15 protein-coding genes are annotated in these 19,148 nt (G+C 58.0%); 9 read left to right on the top strand and 6 right to left on the bottom strand.

From position 1 onward, the window contains the following. Window positions 1-6: 6 nt before the first annotated feature. The 4 genes from E9954_RS29590 (at window position 7) to E9954_RS29575 (ending at window position 7,190) form a co-directional block, all read left to right on the top strand. Window positions 7-1,500: a sulfatase family protein gene (locus tag E9954_RS29590; RefSeq protein ID WP_136082900.1), complete on the top strand. Its 1,494-nt coding sequence runs from the start codon at window positions 7-9 to the stop codon at window positions 1,498-1,500. A 2-nt stretch (window positions 1,501-1,502) separates the two neighbouring features. Continuing rightward, entirely contained in the window at window positions 1,503-3,164 is a 1,662-nt protein-coding gene (locus tag E9954_RS29585) for a glycoside hydrolase family protein (protein ID WP_136082899.1), read from the top strand. A 6-nt stretch (window positions 3,165-3,170) separates the two neighbouring features. Continuing rightward, entirely contained in the window at window positions 3,171-4,637 is a 1,467-nt protein-coding gene (locus E9954_RS29580; protein ID WP_136082898.1) for a sulfatase family protein, read from the top strand. Between the two features lie 675 nt (window positions 4,638-5,312). Then, window positions 5,313-7,190: a sulfatase family protein gene (locus E9954_RS29575; RefSeq protein ID WP_136082897.1), complete on the top strand. Its 1,878-nt coding sequence runs from the start codon at window positions 5,313-5,315 to the stop codon at window positions 7,188-7,190. 29 nt (window positions 7,191-7,219) lie between these two features. Here the strand turns inward: E9954_RS29575 and E9954_RS29570 are convergent, their stop codons facing one another. Beyond that, window positions 7,220-8,794, bottom strand: coding sequence for a putative Ig domain-containing protein (locus E9954_RS29570; protein WP_136082896.1), 1,575 nt, complete (start codon window positions 8,792-8,794; stop codon window positions 7,220-7,222). Further along, window positions 8,791-9,024, bottom strand: coding sequence for a hypothetical protein (locus tag E9954_RS29565; RefSeq protein ID WP_136082895.1), 234 nt, complete (start codon window positions 9,022-9,024; stop codon window positions 8,791-8,793). Before E9954_RS29565 ends, E9954_RS29570 begins: the two co-directional genes overlap by 4 nt. A gap of 323 nt (window positions 9,025-9,347) precedes the next feature. Between E9954_RS29565 and E9954_RS29560 the strand changes: the two genes are divergently transcribed. Continuing rightward, on the top strand, window positions 9,348-10,943 hold the full coding sequence (locus tag E9954_RS29560) for an alpha-L-fucosidase (RefSeq protein WP_168442684.1): 1,596 nt from the start codon (window positions 9,348-9,350) through the stop codon (window positions 10,941-10,943). A gap of 463 nt (window positions 10,944-11,406) precedes the next feature. Here E9954_RS29560 and rpsA read toward each other — a convergent pair whose 3' ends face one another. Continuing rightward, window positions 11,407-13,092: a 30S ribosomal protein S1 gene (gene rpsA, locus E9954_RS29555; RefSeq protein ID WP_222847369.1), complete on the bottom strand. Its 1,686-nt coding sequence runs from the start codon at window positions 13,090-13,092 to the stop codon at window positions 11,407-11,409. Window positions 13,093-13,451: 359 nt separating this feature from the next. Here rpsA and E9954_RS29550 point away from each other — a divergent pair, with 359 nt between their 5' ends. Continuing rightward, entirely contained in the window at window positions 13,452-14,408 is a 957-nt protein-coding gene (locus tag E9954_RS29550) for an AEC family transporter (RefSeq protein ID WP_136082893.1), read from the top strand. A gap of 9 nt (window positions 14,409-14,417) precedes the next feature. Here the strand turns inward: E9954_RS29550 and E9954_RS29545 are convergent, their stop codons facing one another. After that, window positions 14,418-14,933 carry a LysM peptidoglycan-binding domain-containing protein gene (locus E9954_RS29545; RefSeq protein WP_136082892.1) on the bottom strand — a complete coding sequence of 172 codons (516 nt, stop codon included), beginning with the start codon at window positions 14,931-14,933 and terminating at the stop codon, window positions 14,418-14,420. A 14-nt stretch (window positions 14,934-14,947) separates the two neighbouring features. Then, entirely contained in the window at window positions 14,948-15,934 is a 987-nt protein-coding gene (gene sppA / locus E9954_RS29540; RefSeq protein ID WP_136082891.1) for a signal peptide peptidase SppA, read from the bottom strand. Window positions 15,935-16,149: 215 nt separating this feature from the next. On the opposite strand from sppA, the gene E9954_RS29535 reads away from it, so the two are divergent. The 3 genes from E9954_RS29535 to E9954_RS29525 are packed head-to-tail and all read left to right on the top strand — an operon-like array spanning window position 16,150 to window position 18,443. Beyond that, window positions 16,150-17,124, top strand: coding sequence for a KpsF/GutQ family sugar-phosphate isomerase (locus E9954_RS29535; RefSeq protein WP_168442683.1), 975 nt, complete (start codon window positions 16,150-16,152; stop codon window positions 17,122-17,124). 9 nt (window positions 17,125-17,133) lie between these two features. Next, window positions 17,134-17,871 (top strand): DUF3883 domain-containing protein, encoded by a 738-nt coding sequence (locus E9954_RS29530; RefSeq protein ID WP_136082889.1) that lies wholly within the window; start codon window positions 17,134-17,136, stop codon window positions 17,869-17,871. An 8-nt stretch (window positions 17,872-17,879) separates the two neighbouring features. After that, on the top strand, window positions 17,880-18,443 hold the full coding sequence (locus tag E9954_RS29525) for a DUF4928 family protein (RefSeq protein WP_136082888.1): 564 nt from the start codon (window positions 17,880-17,882) through the stop codon (window positions 18,441-18,443). Window positions 18,444-18,495: 52 nt separating this feature from the next. Here E9954_RS29525 and E9954_RS29520 read toward each other — a convergent pair whose 3' ends face one another. After that, window positions 18,496-19,146: an ABC transporter ATP-binding protein gene (locus tag E9954_RS29520; protein WP_136082887.1), complete on the bottom strand. Its 651-nt coding sequence runs from the start codon at window positions 19,144-19,146 to the stop codon at window positions 18,496-18,498. Between the last annotated feature and the right edge of the window lie 2 nt (window positions 19,147-19,148).

Raw genomic sequence — 19,148 nt, 5'->3', positions numbered from 1 at the left:
GTTGGAATGATGAAAACAGCTGTGGCAGTTACCGCATTGATGATGGCAACCGCGGCATGGGCGGCCGGCAAACCGAACGTGGTGCTCGTGATGGCCGACGACATTGGCCTGGGCGATATCAGCTTCAATGTCCGCGAGCGCGGCTCAAACGTGCTTGTGGAAACGCCGAACATCGACCGGTTGATTGCCGAAGGGATGCGCTTCACCGATGCCCACTCCCCGGCGTCGCTCTGCGCCCCCACGCGCTTTTCGATGCTGACGGGCAACTATTCCTACCGCAACCACAGCGCGTTCGGCGTGTGGAAGCCGGAAGCGGACTCGGGCATCGATACGGGCGGGTGGACGACCAGCGCGCGGATCGCAAAAGCAGGCGGCTACCAGACGGCATTCTTCGGGAAATGGGGCCTCGGCAGTTCCTGGCTGACCACGCCGGTTAACTGGGAGAAACAGGATGGAGGCGCGCTGCACTTTGGCTTCGACTATGCCTGCGAACTACCCGAGGGCGTTCAGAACATTCCATTCGCATTCTACGAAAACCAGGTTTGGATGAAACTGGGCGAGGATTCGGTGATCAAGGAAATCGACGCCGACCAGACGCACTATTCCACCTCGAAGAAACACCTCGACCGCCGTGGCATTGCCGACTCCAACTGGGATCCGGCGCAGGCCGGCCCGATCCTCGCAAAGAAGGGCGTGGACTATATTGCGAAACACGCCGCCAAGCCGTTTTTCATCTACTACTGCTCGCAGGCCGTGCATATTCCACATGCACCGCCCGTCGAGCTGGACGGCGTCAAGATCAAGGGAACCACGCCGGGCAAGCATGGCGACATGATCAAGGAACTCGATGTCCAGGTCGGCATGCTGGTGCGGGCGCTGAAGGAGGCCGGCGTCTATGACAACACGCTGTTCATCTTCACCTCCGACAACGGCGGCCTTTCCTGGGACAAGGATATGAAGGCGGCCGGACACGACACGAGCAACGGACTGAACGGTAGCAAGGGTTCGATCATGGAAGGCGGGCACCGCGTTCCGTTCATTGCCGTCTGGCCGGGCAAGATCAAACCGGGCTCCGTTTCCGACGAGCCGATCATCTCTCACGACACCGTCGCGACGATCGCCACGCTAGCCGGGCAGCCGATCGACCGTTCACTGGTGATGGACTCGATGAACCTGCTGCCGGTGTTCCTGGGGCAGGAGGTGAAGGAGCGCCATGCCAACCTGATGCACCAGGCGGCCGGCGGCCCGTCCCTCGCCATCCGGGATGCGGAGTGGAAGTTGATCATGAAGGTGAAGGCCCCGGTGAAGGATTTCAAGTTCAACGCGGAAGCCATGCTGGCGGCCCTGGAACCGGTTGCGCTCTACAACCTGAAGGACAACCTTTTCGAGGAGAGCTTGGAAAACCTGGTTCTGAATCCCGAATACAAGCCGCGCGTCGACGCCATGTTCAGCCGCTACCTGCAGCTGCGTAAAACCCATGCAACAACCCTGGGGGAATAAAGATGGGAAGCAAACCAGTGATGATTCCATGCATGCTTCTTGCCGCCACATGCGCGTTTGGCGACAGCGTGGTGCGCGAGCGTCCGGCGGCGTGGAGCAACCTGGTGCACGGCGGCCCGTTCAAGGATCTGTTCCTGCCGATGCCGATGCGCGGCGGGATGACCTCCGACACCTGGGGCGGCGACAACGTGAAACCGCGCGATGTCACCAACGGGATCGAAGCCCCGGATTGGTCGTACTGGTGCGGCTTCCCGGTCAAGGACGACGACGGCACGTTCCACCTCTACACCGCGCGCTGGCCGGAGAACGAACCGCGCGGCCATTTTGGTTATTTCGATTCGGAAATCGTCCATGCCACCGCCACCGACCCGATGGGGCCGTATACCTATCAAGGCTGGATCGGGCCGGGGCACAACCCGGAGCTCTATCAAAACGCACAGGGCGAATACTGCATCTATTCAACGCACGGGCGCTTCTATTCCTCGGACAGCCTGAACGGCCCGTGGAAGGCGCGCACCTACAACTTCGACAAGCGCGGACGCTACGCCTTCAAGAACTACGTCAACTTTTCATTCGCGCCGCGGGCGGACGGATCGCACCTCGCGGTATCGCGCCGCGGCTACATTTGGGCCAGCAAGGAGGGCGGCGAGGATTGGCAGGAGGTTAGCGCCGAGTCGGTCTACCCCAAGGTGCCGGGCATCTTCGAGGATCCCGTCCTGTGGAAGGATGCGGTTCAATACAACATGATCGTGAACGACTGGAAGGGGCGCATCGCCTACCACCTCCGTTCGAAGGATGGCTTCCACTGGATCACGGAACCGGGCGAGGCCTATGTGCCGGGCATTGCGCGCTATGAAGACGGAACGGTGCTGGATTGGTATAAGTTTGAGCGGCTCCGTTTCCTGCAGGACGAACACGGCCGGCCGATTCAGGCCCACTTTGCGGTGATCGACTCCGATAAACATTCCGACCTGCCTAACGACACCCATAACTCCAAACACATCATTATTCCGATACAGGTGGCAAAGCTCATCGAGTTGATGAACACCAAGGCCATCACCGCGGACACGAAGGAAACCCGCGTGAAGATCATGGCCGAAAAAGGCTTCAACCCGAAGAAGCACATCGATCTCGACTCGTTGCGTTTCGGCGCCTCGACGGAAGTGAACCATGGACGCGGCAGCAAGCTGCTGAAGACCGAAAAAGCCGGCAAGGATCTGGTTCTCGTGTTTGGCGGCGCCGACACCGGATTCACTACCGAAAACTTTGCCGGCAAGCTGATGGGAAAAACCAAGAAGGGCGAGCTGCTCTATGCCTGGAGTCGCCTGCCCGAGGTTGAATTCAGCCTGCCCAAGCTCTCCTCCATTGCCCCGGTGTTTGAATATACCGACGAGGGACTCGAGGCCTATGTCGAGGTCACGAACTTTGGCGAAGTGGCATCGAAGCCGGGATCGGTCAAACTGCTGATCGGCAAGAAGGCCGACCAGGAACTGGCGACGGGCTCCGTTCGCGAACTGGCGCCGTTCGAGAAAACGATGGTACGGTTGGTCTGCTGCAAAACCCTGCCCAAGGGAAGCAAGCAGGCCGTCACCGTGCTGACCCAACACGAAGGGCTACCGGCGGAAACCTTCTTCATCAAGAGCATTAACCTTCCAAACAAGTAGGACACCATGAACAGACGCAACTTCAACCTATTGACCTCCGCCGCCGGCATATCCGCAATCGCGCGCAACACGCTCGCAGGAAAATCCAGGCAACCCAACCTGCTGGTCATCCATACCGACGAGCATAGCTTCCGCACGCTCGGCTGCTACCGCGAGCTGATGAGCGAAGACCAGGCGTTTGTCTGGGGCAAGGGCAACTGCGTGGAGACCCCGCACATCGACCGGATCGCCGATGAGGGCGCCATCTGCGACCGCTACTATTGCTCGTCGCCGGTCTGCACGCCTTCGCGCGCATCGCTCATCACCGGCCTGCATCCGCAGGCGACCGGCGCGCCCAAGAACGGCCTGCATCTCCGGCAGGATATCCCGACCTTCGCGACGATCCTGCGCGACCAGGGCTATGCCACGTCGTATGTCGGCAAGTGGCATCTCGAAGGCAACGGGAAATATCTGTTCGACCTGAAATACAACGCCGGCTTCGACGACAACCGCTTTATGATGGATGGTGGCCACGCGCCGTTTTTCCACGTGAGAGATGGCAAGATCGTCAAAGGCGGACTAGGCGACAAGTCGGTTTCCAAGCTGCCGCAGGAGGAGGTGGTGCACATGACCGATTTCTTCACCGACCGCACGCTCGAAATCCTGGAGCGCGACAAGGGCAAACCGTTCTGCCACATGCTCTCCATTCCCGATCCGCACACGCCGGACTATGCGCGCCCGCCCTACCACACCCTGTTCGACCACATGGATCTCCAACCGCCGAAAACCATGGCGCCGGAATACACCGCGGTCAAACCCGCGTGGGCATCCAAGTCCAGCAAGGACGACCACAACGAAGCCGCGGACTTCGACGCCGCGGCGCTACGCCAATATTTCGGCATGGTGAAGCACATCGACGACTCCGTCGGGCGCATCCTGAAATTCCTGGATGACAACGGCCTGGCGGAAAACACCATCGTCGTCTTCACCGCCGACCATGGCGACATGTTCTTCGAGCACAACCGCCGCAACAAGGGCGTGCCCTACGAAGCCTCCGCCAAAATCCCGTTCGTCATCCGCTGGCCGAAAAAAATCAAGGCCGGAAAAATTATCCGGAAGGCCTATACCAATGTGGACTTCGCTCCGACCACGCTCGCTCTCATGAATGTGAAAACCGATGCCCCGTTCCACGGCCTCGACACCGCGGCCGATTTCCTCGGCCCGCAACAAGAGGTGGTGGACGACCGCATCACCTACTTCGCCAAGAACGGCGGCTGGTGGGTGGCGGCGGTCGACAACCGCTACAAGCTCGTGCTCGACAAGACGGAAAAGCCGTGGCTGATCGATCTCGAAAAAGATCCCGACGAGCTGGTCAACTTCTACACCGACCCGGCCTATGCCGACACCGCCAAGCGCCTGCAGGACGAGCTGTTCAAGCAGATGAAGAAATTCGAGGAACCCGGACTGGAAAACAACCGGCCCTATGTCCTTTAGAGCCTTGAACAATTGAGATGCCGTAATGGAGGGTCGAGTTCCACCTCGACTGAACCCGTTCGAACGGAAGACCGGGTGGAACCGGTCGCTCCATCAGGTTGCGGCATTTCATTCGTGAAATGCTCTAATCTATAAGTGGCCATATTGAATTCGTCATGACGAGGGTCACTATAAGAATCAAAGCACCAGCTATATATTTTCCTCTTCTCGATAAAGTTCCACTAATCCAGAAACCCAACAGCATCGTAAATGCCCATGCCATGAGGGCTGCAGGAATAGACAATGCGCGCACGGCTCTTGACATCAGTTCCAAATAGTTTACCCAAAACCCGTAAACCCCGAAAAGGAGTGCCGAGGCGACCAGGCAGACCCAGTAGAATTTATCCGATTTTCTCTCAACCTTCTCTTCCTCTGAAGGGTGATAGTTTTTTAATAGCCATGGATGCTTAAACATGTGAGTAGAGTGACAGATAATTTTTGTAATCCCATTCAAACATGGTTGTTGGCAACAAAGTCCACTTCAATTCACAACAACGTACTCCCCACGCGGATTTGAGCAAGATTAACTCCATGGGTTCTGCAAGCCCCCCCCCTATCCGAAAGGCCAGTTTGCCAAAACGTCCATTTCAACGAACCTGTTCCGTCTAGTATGAAAGCCCGTATAAAGGAACCCTCATGAATCGACGAAACTTTGCAACCACGCTTATGGCTGGCGCCGGCATTGCCGCAGTCGCCAAAAACACGCTCGCCGCGAAATCGACGAAACCGAACCTGCTGATCATCCATACCGACGAGCATAACTTCCGCACGCTGGGTTGCTACCGCGAGCAGCTGAGCGAAGACCAGGCGTTTGTCTGGGGCCAAGGCGTCAAGGTCGACACCCCACACATCGACCGGCTCGCGAAGGAAGGCGCCATCTGCACGAGCTACTATGCCTCGTCGCCGGTCTGCACGCCCTCGCGCGCTTCGTTCGTGACCGGCCTCTACCCCGTTGCCACCGGCTCGCCGGTGAACGACATGCCACTGCACGACGGCCTTCAAACGTTCGCCTCGGTGCTGGAGAGCGAGGGGTATGCCACATCGTACGTCGGCAAGTGGCACCTCGACGGCGACGCCAAACCGGGCTTTGGACCGGCGCGCAAGTTTGGCTTTTCCGACAACCGCTACATGATGAACCGCGGCCACTGGAAAGGACTCGGCCACGATGAAAACGGCAAACCGGTCGTCCTTGGCCTTGTCCCCAACACGCATAACGCCAAATTCAGTGTTTCCAAGTCGACGCCGGAGAATTTCACGACCGACTACCTGACCAGCCGCGTGCTGGAAATCCTGGAGCGCGACAAGGGACAGCCGTTCGCCGTCATGCTCTCCATCCCCGATCCGCACACGCCGAACAGCGTGCGCCCGCCGTACGACACCCTGTTCAAGCACCTGCACTTCGAAAACCCGCGCACCATGGAGGTTCCGCCCGAGTCCATGCCGGCCTGGGGACGCAAGGCGAAAGAGTTGGTCGACTCGCTTGAACAGCACAAGATGCAGGGTTACTTCGGCATGGTCAAATGCATCGACGACAATGTCGGACGCCTGCTTCTATGGCTTGAAGCCAACGGGTTGAACAAGAACACGATCGTGGTGTTCACGTCCGACCACGGCGACCTGATGGGGGAACACAAGCGCCACAACAAGGGCGTGCCCTACGCCACCTCCGCCCAGATTCCATTCCTGATCCGCTGGCCGGCGGCCATCGCCCCGGGCAAGGTGGTCAACACGGCCTACACCACCGTCGACTTCCCGCAAACCATTCTCGGGCTTATGGGAGCCCCCGGCATTCCCAGTTCCCATGGCAAGAACGATGCCGCGGCGTTCACCTCCCCGGCACCCCGGATCGACGACGACCGGATCGTCTACATCACCTCATCCGCCAGCGGCTGGGTCTGCGCGGTGAACAACCGCTACAAGCTGGTGATCTGCGAAGACGACATTCCTTGGCTCTTCGACTTGGAAAAGGATCCCGATGAGCTGGTGAATTTCTACACCAACCCCGAATATGCCGGCATCGGCGCAAAGATGATGGACGAACTCAAGCGCCAGATGGCGGCCTACAACGAACCCGGCCTGGCCAAGGGCATGGCCTATCGCTACAGCGCCGGCCCGGTGCAGGAAGCCCCCTCCCAAACGGGAAAGCTAACGGTCGGCAACGATGGAGCCATCGAAGGCGCCGGCTTTGAAATCAGCGCCATGAACGCCCAACCCAATTCATGGAACCGCGCGTTGCAAACCCCAAAGAACAGCTTCAAACCCAACAGCCGCTATACGCTAACCCTCGACTGGACGTCCAAGGGCCTCGGCGCAAATAGCGAGTTCTACGCCAACTTCACCGGCGACAAGAAAGCCGGCGAAAAGATGATGAAGGCCTGGAAAGGTGCCGATGGAACCTCCGGCTCGGAAACCATGGAGCTGAAGACCAACGACAATCCCAAGTGGCAGCTCGTCGTCGGCGTTCGTGGCCCCGGCCATCTCGTCGTGGACCGGATCCGGATCGAGAAGGAGTAAGGAAGGAAGGCGGAACTACAAACCTATTTTTATTTCACTTGAATAAAGACAACCCCGTGCGGGCGGACGTTGGCGGAGAAGGAATCCCTGAACGCGCCGAGCTCCTTTCGCCGCCAAAGGTCGCGGATGGCTTTCCGGCCGTCCAGGTTGAGCGTGATCACCTGGGCTTCATCGCGGAGGTTGAACAGGCCAATGGCCTTGCTTCCGTCGGCGAGGTCTTTGACGACGATCTCGGTCCCCTGCTCCGAATAGACCGTCTTGCCGGGAACGGCAAGGGCATCCTGGTGCACCGCCAGCACATCGGGATTGGTTAAGAGGTTCAACGTGAAATCGTCCATCCGCTCGATCGGGCAGCCGATCAGAAGCGGGCTCGCCCAAAGGGTCCACAGCGAGATGTGCGTGTATTGTTCGTCGGCCGTCAGGCGCGTTGGGCGCGGCGCTTCATCGTGCCCCTCCACCACATCGCCGACGAGCAGCATGTCGGCGTCCGGGAAGTGGCCGGGGCCGCCGCGCGTGCCGACCTCCATCCAGGTGCGGTGCATCTGCCAAACCTGCCGAAGGTTGAGGTTTGGCCCGCGCTCGTCCCACCGATCCTTCAGGTCGCCTGTGGTGCGGAAACAATTCACATGCTGCTCGAGAAATGCGGCCTGCTCCACCGGCGCGGTGTTGGAGGTCGAAAAGACAATGTCGCGCCCGCAGCCCGATAAGGCCGCCACCAAGCGCTTCATGGTTTTCCCATCGTTGGGCTTCCAGTCGTATTTCACGTAGTCGATGCCCCACTCCGCCCATTGCCGGATGTCGTTTTCATCCAGTGGATATTGGCCATGGCGCATGTGCAGTTTTTTCAGCGGATTCGTTTTCCCGCCCATGGCCGCTCGGTCCCACGCGCCATCGGGGGAATCGCTCGAGCCGCCGATGCACCCGGCATAGGACGTGATCCAGGGCGTGGAATAGATTCCGGCCTTCAACCCCATGGCATGGATTTCGTTGCACATGCCTTCCATGTCGGGGAAGCGTTCCGGATGCGGCAAAATGGCAAAATGCGTTCCGCCGCGCCGGTCGGCCTGCCAGGCATCGTCGAGATTGATGTAGGTCCAGCCATGGTCCTTCAGCCCCTTGTCCACCATGGCGCGCGCGGAGGCCAGCACCTTTTCCTGGTCAACATAGGCCCCCCAGCAGTTCCAGCTGTTCCAGCCCAGCGGCGGGGTGAGGCAGATCGTGTCGCCCACCTTGATGGTGAATTCCTTTTGCGCCGTTCCCAGATCGTTGCCCGCCTGGAGCACCACGGCATAATCGAGTTCGATCGTGTTTAAAATTGTTCCGCGAACCACGCCCGTTTCGGGATCGACCTTCAATCCATCCGGCAAACCGTCGGCGGCATATTCCATCGGGCGTTGCCCGGAGGCCGGAATGGCGTAGAGGAACGGCGAGCCCGGGCGGACGCCGAAGACCGCCGGGCCGTGGATGGCCGGTTCGGGCCCGGCCTTGGGCGTCAGCACATCGTTCCCCTCCTCGACCGGCGGGTCATAGACCGCAACCGAAGTGCAGGAGCAGAGGACAAGCAGAAGCAATACGACCAAGCAATGGAGGGGCACTTTCATCATTCGCCCTCCTTCTTGCGGATCGTCTTGAAAAAGAGGCCGAGGGAAAGAATGGCGGTTGAGAGCTTGATGCCCTCGGGGCAATCAGGATGTAGGAGGAGCAGACGGCGGCCATCCAGAGCAGTGGCCGGGGGCTCCCTGGCCGGCTCGATGCCAAAACACTTTTCAACAAACGCGCCATGGATGAAATAGCCCACCACCAGCGCAACCAACGAAATGATAAATGTGTTCATCCACTCTCCCGATCCGACTCCCGGACACAGCCGGCACACGACGAAACAACATAGCCCATGGATAGAGGCATTCAAACCCGTGAACCCGCAAAAAATATGCGGATTTGCGCCTGCGCAAACCCCTTGCGCCCCGGACTCGTGTTGCATTGTCCCATGCTCCGCTGTCCTAATTGTGTAATCCAAATTGTCGATCGTGCATCTGGATTACACAATACGCGGCGGTCCGTTGACCAAATCACGTATGTTTTATGCGCACGGGAATGTATACTGGCCCCTTGGAGGGCGTATCATGTCCATTCAACAAACCCGGAAAGGATGTTGCTATGCGATGGGATGGAATTGGATTGCTGGCGCTTATGCTTGCGGGCACCGTGGCGGCGGAGCGGTATGAGCCCGAATGGGAATCGTTGCTGAACTACCAGGCGCCGGAGTGGTACGAGGATGCGAAGCTGGGCTTCTGGGTGCACTGGGGAATCTATTCCGTTCCGGCCTTCATGGGCGACCACGCCGGCGAATGGTATGGCCGATGGATGTATTCCAAGGAGGGGCAGAGCAGCCGCCACAACCAGGGCCTGGCCATTCACGAACACCACGTCAAAACCTATGGGGATCCCGGCGAATTTGGCTACAAGGATTTTATTCCGATGTTCAAGGCCGAAAACTTCAACGCCGATGAGTGGGCCGACTTGTGCGTGCAGGGCGGCGCAAGGTTTTTCACCATGATGGGCGCGCACCACGACGCCTTCTGCCTGTGGGACACCAAGCTGACGAAATGGAACTCGGTCAACATGGGGCCGAAGCGCGATCTGGTCGGCGAGATTGAACAGGCCGTCCGCAAGAAGGGGCTGAAGTTCGGCGTCTCCAACCACACCGCCTGGAACTATTGCTTCTTCCAGTGGAACCACATCAACGGCTACGATGCGAAGGATCCGGCCTACCAGGACCTGTACGGCAACCCGATCATCCCCGAAGGGCTGGACAACGTCACCGTCCGCCCGGAGGAACAAGAGGGCAAAGGGCGCTGGAAATGGTTCGACCGCTCGCGCAACCTGATCCAACCGAGCGAACGCGACATGGAACGCTGGCTCGCGCGCACCAAGGAGCTGGCCGATCTGTACCGGCCCGACCTCTACTATTTCGACTGGGGCATGAACCCGCCGATATGGGAAACCCGCAGGATGCAGCTTGCCTCGCACTACTACAACAACGCCATCGAGTCCGGCCAGGGCGCATACGGCGCACCGAACGTGGTGCTCAACTATAAAAGCTGGAAAACCTTCAAGCCCGGCTCCGCGGTGCGCGACTTCGAACGCGGCGGCATGGACGAGATTGCCGACATGGTCTGGCAGACCGACGACTGCGTCTACGACGACCACAACTGGGGTTATGTGCCCGGTGTCGCCATCAAGCCCACCAACCTGATTGTGGACCAGCTGATGGACATCATCAGCAAGCGTGGCGTGCTGATGCTCTCCTTTGCCCCCAAGGCCGACGGCACCTTCCCGCAAGACCAGCAGGTGATGATGCGCGAGCTGGGTGCCTGGCTCAAGGTTTGCGGCGAAGCAGTCTATGCCACCCGCCCCTACACGGTGTTCGGCGAAGTGGGCGGCCTGTGGCTCGAGCAAGACGAACACGGCCGCAAGAAAATGATCGCAACCGGCAAGGACATCCGCTTCACCCGCAACAAGGAAAACACCGTCCTCTACGCAACCTTCCTCGATTGGCCTGAAACAGCACTCATCCAGACGCTGGCCAAGGCCGACCTCTCCGGCATCCAATCCGTTCGCATGCTCGGCGTGGACGGCGAATTGGAATGGAAGCAAACCGGCGAAGGCCTGGAGATCGCCCTGCCCGCAAAACCCGCCTATGGCATGGCCTACCCCATCCGCATCGAGTTCACGGAAATTCCCAAGCCCTGATCCCACCCCCCGTTCACCCACCCGGCGCACGGCCTAAATGCGAAAACGGAATCCCTAATCCGGGGAACGTAAATGAACCACAAATGAGGAACTTGCAAAACCTCTGGTTTTGCCGCTCCTGTTATCAGGTACTGGTTATTGGTTATCAGGACAAGTCATACGCAACCAGCGGTTTAGCCCAATAACCAATAACTTTTAACAAAAAACCGCCTCGCAAACTCGAAGGGTTTTGCAAGAGGCTCAAATGAATGCGGATAAAATCAGATACCCAATCAGGACATGCTTAACCCACGGGGAGGGTGGGGCAAATTTCGTGTCTTATTGAATATCGGCGTCCATCAGTGTTCATCCGAGGTTCCATGCCCGGTGATAATCACAAGGGATCCCGTGCGGCCCGCCGGGCGCAAACGCAAAAAAGCCCGCCGTTGCGGGCGGGCTTTCATTGCGGTTTGAAAGGGGAGGATTAGTCCTCTTTCTTGTCGCCGGGGTGCCACTCTTCGAGCTGGTCGCCGAAGGCGTTGTCGAACGCGGAACCGAGGTCGACGAGCTCTGCACCGGCCTGGAGGCCTTCGAGCATGTCTTCGCGGATTTCGAATTCGTCGTCTTCAACATTGGCCGCCTTGACGCTCAGGCCAATGCGGTGTTCAACCGGATCAACCTTCACAACGCGGGCTTCGATGGTGTCGCCAACGTTCATGACGTCCTTGACACGCTCGATGTGGTCGTCGGAGATCTGGCTGATGTGCACGAGGCCATCGATGCCTTCCTCGATTTCGACGAATGCGCCGAAGGAGGAGATCTTCGTTACGATGCCGCTGACTTTCGCACCGATCGGGTAGCGGTCAACGATACCGGCCCACGGATCGTCCTGGGCCTGCTTGAGGCCGAGGCTGATGCGCTGGTTGTTGGAATCGATTTCGAGCACGACGGTTTCAACTTCCTCGCCCTTCTTGAGGACTTCGGAAGGATGATTGACCTTGCGCGTCCAGGACATGTCGGACACGTGGATCATGCCGTCGACACCTTCTTCGAGCTCAACGAAAGCGCCGTAGGAGGTGAAGTTGCGAACCTTGCCCTGCACAAGCGATCCAATCGGATACTTGCCGGCAACGATTTCCCACGGGTTTTCTTCGGTCTGGCGCATGCCGAGCGAGATCTTCTTGTCGTCGGTGGAAACAGCCAGGACAACCGCGTCGACTTCGTCGCCCACGTTGAGCACGTCGGCCGCGCGCTGGATGCGCTTGGTCCAGGACATTTCGGAAACGTGAACGAGACCTTCCACACCCTCTTCGAGTTCAACAAACGCACCGTACGGGGCGAGGTTGACGACTTTGCCGTGTACACGGGCGCCGATCGGGTAGCGGGCTTCGATTTCTTCCCACGGATTTTCCATGGTCTGCTTGAGGCCGAGGCTGATGCGCTCTTTCTCGAGGTCGATCTCGAGGATCATCACGTTCATTTCGTCGCCCACCTTCAGGATTTCGGAAGGATGGTTGATGCGGCCCCAGGTCATGTCGGTGACGTGCAGCAGGCCGTCGATGCCGTCGAGATCGACGAATGCACCGAAATCGGTGATGTTCTTGACCACGCCCGGACGGAGCTGGCCAACCTGGATTTCCGCCAGGATCTTGCGGCGGGATTCGCGGCGGGACTCTTCGATGAGTTCGCGGCGGGAAACAACGATGTTCTTGCGCTCAAGGTTGATCTTGAGGATGCGGAACGTGTAGGTCTTGCCCATGTGTTCGTCGGGATTGCGAACCGGGGTAACGTCGAGCTGGGAGCCCGGAAGGAACGCGTCAACGCCGACATCGACGATGAATCCGCCCTTGACGATGTTCTTGATGGTGCCTTCGACAATGCTGCCTTCTTCGCATTCGTTGACAACATAGTCCCATGCGCGCTGCTGCTCGGCGCGGCGCTTGCTGATGACAATCATGCCATCGCGGTCTTCGAGCTGCTCGAGGAATACTTCGGTTTCCTGCCCGACCGGATCTTCGGCGAGATCCTTGAATTCCTGGGCGGAAACGATGCCTTCGGATTTATAGCCAATGTCGATGAGGACGTCGCCGTCGATGACACTGAGGATTTTACCGGAAACGATGGACCCTTCGGTGAAGTTCTTGAGGGTATCCTCGTACATTGCGTCCATGGCTGCGGTGTCCACACCCATGTCTGTGTTGGTTGTTGATTCCATACTATTAAAGCGGGAACACGCGCTCCCTGACCTTTTGTTTTAGTGTTGTATTACCTATTACGGACAAAGCGCCAGCCACGCGGCCGGAACACACCTCTCCCGTAAATGAGCGCGCCATAATAGACGTATCCCCCTCCTATGCAAGCGGTAATTTGTTAAATTCCAAGGCTTTTCCAACGGGTTTCCAACATAAAAGTTGCAGTTGGAACTTTCCAAATCCCGGCGATCCGTTATCGGTTATCAGGACTTGGGGCACGAATCCCTGCCGCCGGGGAGCCCGGCAACGCATAACCATATAACCGATAACCCGATCCATGAACTACGTTTTGCAGGTTTTATTCATTCTGGTGCTGATGACCATTGGCTATGCGGCGCGCAAGCGCGGCGTGGTGAGCGCGGTGGGAACCAGCGAAATGGTGCGGGTGCTCATTTCGATCATCTATCCCTGCTTGATCTTTTCGTCGGTCACGAAGCTCAACGCGCAGGAGCTGGCGGCCAACTGGATCATGCCGGTGATGGCGATGGCCATCGCGGGCACCGGCCTCATCCTCGGCCTGCTGGCCGTCCGCTGCATGAAGGGCGTCGACCAGCAGCGGGCGAGCGCATTCCTCTTCCAGAACACCATCAACAACTACCTGTTCCTGCCCCTTCCGCTGGTGATGCTGCTATGGGGAACGCAGGGGGTTGCCCTGCTGGTTTTTGCCTCGATGGGCTTCGAACTGGTGGTATGGACGGTCGGCGTTTTCCTCTTCAACCGCTCCAGCAAGCTGGCCGAGGGCATCAAAATGATGTTCGGCCCGCCGTTGATTGCCCTGATTTTTTCCATGGGCTGGGTGTGCGTGCGCGATCTCGCGAGCCCGGAACTTCCCGAGGCCGGCTTTTTCGCCGACCTCGCCCGGCGCCTGCTGGACCTGACCTATTTCGGGGCGGAAACCGTGGGCAAGGCCACGGTGGCCGTCTCGATGGTGGTTTCCGGCAGCCGCATCGCGGCGCTCGACGTCAGCGCCGCCCTCGACAAGCAGGTGTGGATTCTCTCGGCCCTGCGGCTGGTTGCAACGCCGGTGCTGTTCATCCTGCTGCTGAAGCAGGTGCCCATGGAAGAAACGGCCCGTGGAATCCTCACCGTGATTGCCGTTATGCCGGCGGCGGTAACGAGCCTAATCTTCAGCGAACGGTTCGGCGGCGACTCGGATTTCATTGCCTCCACCCTGCTCGTCACCCACCTCGCGGCGATCGTTACGATTCCGCTGCTCCTCGCCTGGGCTTTGTGAATATCGAATTTATTCGGGAATGAACAGCTTCTGCCCGACATAGATGCTGTCGGACTTGAGGTTGTTTTCCCTCTTGATGGCGGAAACGGTGGTGCCATAGGCCGCGGCGATGGCGGAAAGCGTGTGGCCGGATTCAACGACGTGCTCCCTGCCGGAACGCGAGGCCTTCGGCGCCGGCCGGCTGGCCACGGTTTTCTTGAGCAGTGCTTCGACCCGGCGGATCAGCTCGTCCATTTCGCGCTTTTGCTTGGCCTCGAGCGCCGTCATCCGGCCGTTGAGCTGGGAAATCTGGCTATTGTAGGAACGGGCTTCCGCGCGCAGCTGCTGCAGCTCCTGCATCAGGCGGGCGTTTTCCATTTCAACGGACTCGACCTGCCCCTTCACGCGGTAGACCTGTTCTTCCTGGTGGCGCTGCGCGGCTTGCTCGCGCGCCTGCGCCTGCCGCCGCTGCTGCGGGGATTGCAGGGTTTCGCACCCGGTGAGTGCAACGGCCGGAATCAAAAGGAATAGTGCTTTGTGGTTCATGTTCGCTCCCAATATCAAGGTTTCCAAAGGTAGAGGAATCTGGGCGACTCCATGGCGGTGAAGTCGGGAATAACCGGCGTCTTCGCCGCCATCAGCGTTTCGAAGAAGCCGCGCGGCTCGTAGTAGCGGACGATATACACGTCGTCCACGTCCAAGAGGAAGGTGAGTTTATCGATGGCATCCTGCATATAGCCAACGCCGTCGATCAGGTTGTTTTCCAGGGCCTGGCCGGCGGTGAACACGCGCCCGTCCAGCAACTCGCGGCTTTCCAGCCCGCGCGATCTTTCGACAATCGAGGCAAAGCGCTCCTGCATGCTGTCCACCAGTTCCTGCAGCAGCGCGAGGTGCTGGGGGTCAACCTCTTCGAAGGGATTGAGCATGTCCTTGTTTTTCCCGGAGGCGATGGTGACGGAGCTGAGCCCAACCTTGTCGCCCAGCCCCTTCATGTTGAGCGTCTGCATAATGACGCCAACGGAACCGACAATGGCGGTGGGCTCGGCCATGATATAGTCGCCGGCCATCGCGGCATAGTAGGCGCCCGAGGCCCCCAGGTCGCGCACGAAAACCATCACGACGCGCTCCTCGTCATCCCGTTTGAACTGCTCGAGCGCGGCATGGATTTCATCGCTCGGTGTAACGGCGCCGCCGGGGGAGTCGACCTCCAGCAGAATCGCCTTCACGTATTCGTCGAGCGTGGCGCAGCGGATTTGCGAGAGAATGGATTCGACCATGTCGGGTTCATAGCCCAGCAGGCGCTGCTGGCGACCGCGCATGATGACGCCGGAGAGGTTAATGCGCACCACCTTCGTTTCGCCATAGCCGTACGACCAGACTTCATCGAAGGACGGCTCCTCGTCCATTGGATAGTCGTTTCCTGCCACGGTCGAACCGGAAAACAGCGCGGCCATGAAGCCGATATTTGCCAATCCGCTCGCCATGAGCATCATCACGAGAATCGCGATGACGATCCAGCACCCTACCTTCGAACCATTGTTGGCCATGTTTTAACTCCTAAAATTACCAATCAGCGCAAACCATAGAGGGTTCCTCCCTTTATTTGAATAAATAAATTCCAATGGCTGGAAAAAATCGGGTAGGTTGCGGGGGAATGTGGCGAGAGGCAGGTGGCAAATGGCGAGTGAACAGCCGTCTCGTCCTCTGGCTTTCCCTGGCCACTCGCCCCCTGCCACCTGCCCCTACAGCAAAGGAGAGAACCTTGGACTATTTGAAACGCGCGCGCGAAGTGCTGGACATCGAGCTGGCCGGCATCGAAAAGGTGAAAAACGACATGGGCGAAGGCTTCGTCCTGGCCGTGGATGCCATTCTTGAAACCATCAAAAACGGAGACGGCAAGGTGGTCATCACCGGCGTCGGCAAAAACTGGCACATCGGCAACAAGATGGCCGCCACCCTCACCAGCACCGGCACGCCCGCCGTCTCCATGCACCCGATCGAGGCGATGCACGGCGACTTCGGCATTGTGTCCGACCGCGACATCGTCCTGGCCATGAGCTACTCCGGTGCGTCCGACGAGCTCATCGCCGTCCTCCAGCCCGTCAAGCGCAAGGGCGTCAAGATCATCGCCCTCACCGGCGAAATGAACTCCCCGCTGGCGGAATATGCCGACATCATCGTTTCGGTGAAGGTCGAAAAAGAAGCCTGCCCCTTCAACATGGCGCCCACCACCAGCACCACCGCCACCCTCGCGCTCGGCGACGCCCTCGCCATGGTGCTGCTCGAAGCGCGCGGCTTCAAGATTGAGGACTACGCCAAACTGCATCCCGGCGGCGCCATCGGCCGCACCCTCCTGCTGCACGTCTCCGACGTCATGCGTACCGGCAACCGCTACGCCACCGTGAAAGCCGGGCTCCCCGTCCGCGAGGCGCTCATTGCCATGACCGGCGCCAAGGCCGGCTGCGTCGCCATCGTCAACGACGACAACACCCTCGCCGGCATCATGACCGACGGCGACCTCCGCCGCCACCTCATCGAAACCCCCAACCTGATCGAGCATTCCGTCGATGAAGTCATGACCGTCAATCCCAAGACGCTCACGCCGGATATGCTGGCGGTCGAGATCCTCAACATCTACGAGGAGTTCAACATCGACGATCTCATCGTCGTCGATGAAAACAACCGCGTCATCGGCGCCGTCGACATCCAGGACATGCCCAAGCTCAAGATTTTATAGGCTTCCACCATGACACTCAGGGAAAAGTCCATTCTGGCTGGCTTATATCTGTCAAAGTTTGACACGAAAGGCCTTTCTGCATTGGGGTTTTCCTCCTTCAAAGAAGCTTACAACGCGTTGGGATTTGCTATCGGAACCAAACCTGCATCGTTGAAAAATTATCGCGATGAACTTGATCCCTATTTCCCCAACGAAAGACAGGGGTGGCATAAGCGTCAGTTACGCGACCATTGCAGGGCAATTCTTGAGCAATTCCGAGATGCCGACCTTGAGTCTCTTAAGCATATGATCTGCAATTTTTGCGGGGATGATTTTCGAGATATGAACTTTCAAGATGCCAGCGAAACAACGACCAATATTGACGCATTTGCCCAAAGGATCATGACTGGCCGAGCTGCCGAAAACTATTTCACCAAGCATTATCAAGCAGATCCGGTTTTTTATGACACCGAAATAGAGGATGTTACTCATTCTGGATGTGGATACGATTTTAAGCTATGGACATCCTCTAATAGATTCTTTGCAGTCGAAGTGAAAGGGATTCGCGAATTACGTGGTTCTATTGCAATGACAGACAAAGAGTTTCATGCCGCAAAAGCTCTCAAAAACAGTTACTTTCTGTACGTAGTTAAGAATTTTGTTGACACTCCAACCCCGACAACTGTCAGAAACCCTGCGGAATCAAACATGGATTTCACCAGAACCGAGCGCCTAGTAATACAAGTCTCGTGGAGATCCTCTATCTGAGTCAGAAAATGAAAACCCCCAAAGGCATAGTACTTAAATATGATGACTCCAGCGCGCTCAGCTCCTTGTTCAAGAACCTTTTAGAAAAGGCGAAAGACATGGGGCAGGATAGTTGCGGAACTTGGTATCACGCTAAAATGATGCACTACTTAACTCTCGCAATAATGGAAATGGCTCTGAAGGAACCGCTTCAAGGTGGAAAGACGGTAGGTTCCAGTCCTGAATACCAGACCTGGCAGTATTTTTATGACCGACTGACAATTTACATCACTCAAACACCGACGGAAGCACTTATCCGGAAATGCGCGGAAAATTTGAGTTCAAATAAATCACCCGTTGTCGTGACCAGTTACAAAGGGGCAGTGTCAGCAGATAACCTTGCCGAAGCGCAAAATATTTCAGACCGCATCGATATCTTTGAAATTGAACAATTCATCGCTACAAACATATGGGAAATTTGCCGCTTCACTTGCGCAAACAGGAAAATCACCGTCAGCCAGCTCGTAGAAAAATACAACGCAATCGTCGATGCGCATGAAACAGACCCAAGCCTTGGGCTTGTAATGGGATAGACGTCTTTTCTTCAGAACCCGGAAACAAGCGGGACGCATGTTCTACGTTTGTCTACGAACGGGCCTTGTAAGCCGCCAAGAGGGAATCGACGTCGTCGTGGTATTCGAGCCCGCCAGGGGAGAGCAGCAGGCCGCAGTCGCAGTAGGATTTGATGGTCTCCATCGAGTGGGAGACCATGATGATGCGGGCGTGGTCGAGCTTTTGGTTGAGCGCTTCCTTGCTCTTGCGGCGGAAGTTGGCGTCGCCGACGGCGGTGATTTCGTCGATGAGATAGCAGTCGAAATCGACGGCCATGCTGAGGCCGAAGGCGAGGCGGGCCTTCATGCCGCTCGAATAGGTCTTGATCGGCAGCCGCATCGATTTCCCGAGTTCGGAAAACTCCGCGACATATTCGCTGACGCGCTCGGTGTCCTGCCCATAGATCCGCGACACGAAGCGGATGTTCTCGAGTCCGGTCATGGACCCGTTGAAGCCTCCCGCGAAACCCAGGGGCCAGGAGACGCGGACGCGGCGGACGATCCGCCCGGAATCGGGCGGTTCCGTTCCGGCCACCATGCGCAAGAGGGTGGATTTCCCCACGCCGTTGGGCCCCATGATGGCGATGTTGCGCCCCGCCTTGAAATGGAAGTTGAGGTTCTCGAAGATGACCTTGCGGATACCTTTAAGCGTGTAAACCTTGGAAACGTCGATCAGTTCAACCATGC

The organism is Pontiella desulfatans, assembly GCF_900890425.1.
Lineage (GTDB): Bacteria > Verrucomicrobiota > Kiritimatiellia > Kiritimatiellales > Pontiellaceae > Pontiella > Pontiella desulfatans.
This window is presented reverse-complemented; position numbering and strand designations above follow the sequence as displayed.

Bases quoted from the DNA above. Each gene is read 5' to 3' on its own strand.
- E9954_RS29590 (WP_136082900.1), top strand. From the start codon at position 7: ATGATGAAAACAGCTGTGGCAGTTACCGCATTGATGATGGCAACCGCG.
- E9954_RS29585 (WP_136082899.1), top strand. From the start codon at position 1,503: ATGGGAAGCAAACCAGTGATGATTCCATGCATGCTTCTTGCCGCCACA.
- E9954_RS29580 (WP_136082898.1), top strand. From the start codon at position 3,171: ATGAACAGACGCAACTTCAACCTATTGACCTCCGCCGCCGGCATATCC.
- E9954_RS29575 (WP_136082897.1), top strand. From the start codon at position 5,313: ATGAATCGACGAAACTTTGCAACCACGCTTATGGCTGGCGCCGGCATT.
- E9954_RS29570 (WP_136082896.1), bottom strand. From the start codon at position 8,794: ATGATGAAAGTGCCCCTCCATTGCTTGGTCGTATTGCTTCTGCTTGTC.
- E9954_RS29565 (WP_136082895.1), bottom strand. From the start codon at position 9,024: ATGAACACATTTATCATTTCGTTGGTTGCGCTGGTGGTGGGCTATTTC.
- E9954_RS29560 (WP_168442684.1), top strand. From the start codon at position 9,348: ATGCGATGGGATGGAATTGGATTGCTGGCGCTTATGCTTGCGGGCACC.
- rpsA (WP_222847369.1), bottom strand. From the start codon at position 13,092: ATGGACGCAATGTACGAGGATACCCTCAAGAACTTCACCGAAGGGTCC.
- E9954_RS29550 (WP_136082893.1), top strand. From the start codon at position 13,452: ATGAACTACGTTTTGCAGGTTTTATTCATTCTGGTGCTGATGACCATT.
- E9954_RS29545 (WP_136082892.1), bottom strand. From the start codon at position 14,933: ATGAACCACAAAGCACTATTCCTTTTGATTCCGGCCGTTGCACTCACC.
- sppA (WP_136082891.1), bottom strand. From the start codon at position 15,934: ATGGCCAACAATGGTTCGAAGGTAGGGTGCTGGATCGTCATCGCGATT.
- E9954_RS29530 (WP_136082889.1), top strand. From the start codon at position 17,134: ATGACACTCAGGGAAAAGTCCATTCTGGCTGGCTTATATCTGTCAAAG.
- E9954_RS29525 (WP_136082888.1), top strand. From the start codon at position 17,880: ATGAAAACCCCCAAAGGCATAGTACTTAAATATGATGACTCCAGCGCG.
- E9954_RS29520 (WP_136082887.1), bottom strand. From the start codon at position 19,146: ATGGTTGAACTGATCGACGTTTCCAAGGTTTACACGCTTAAAGGTATC.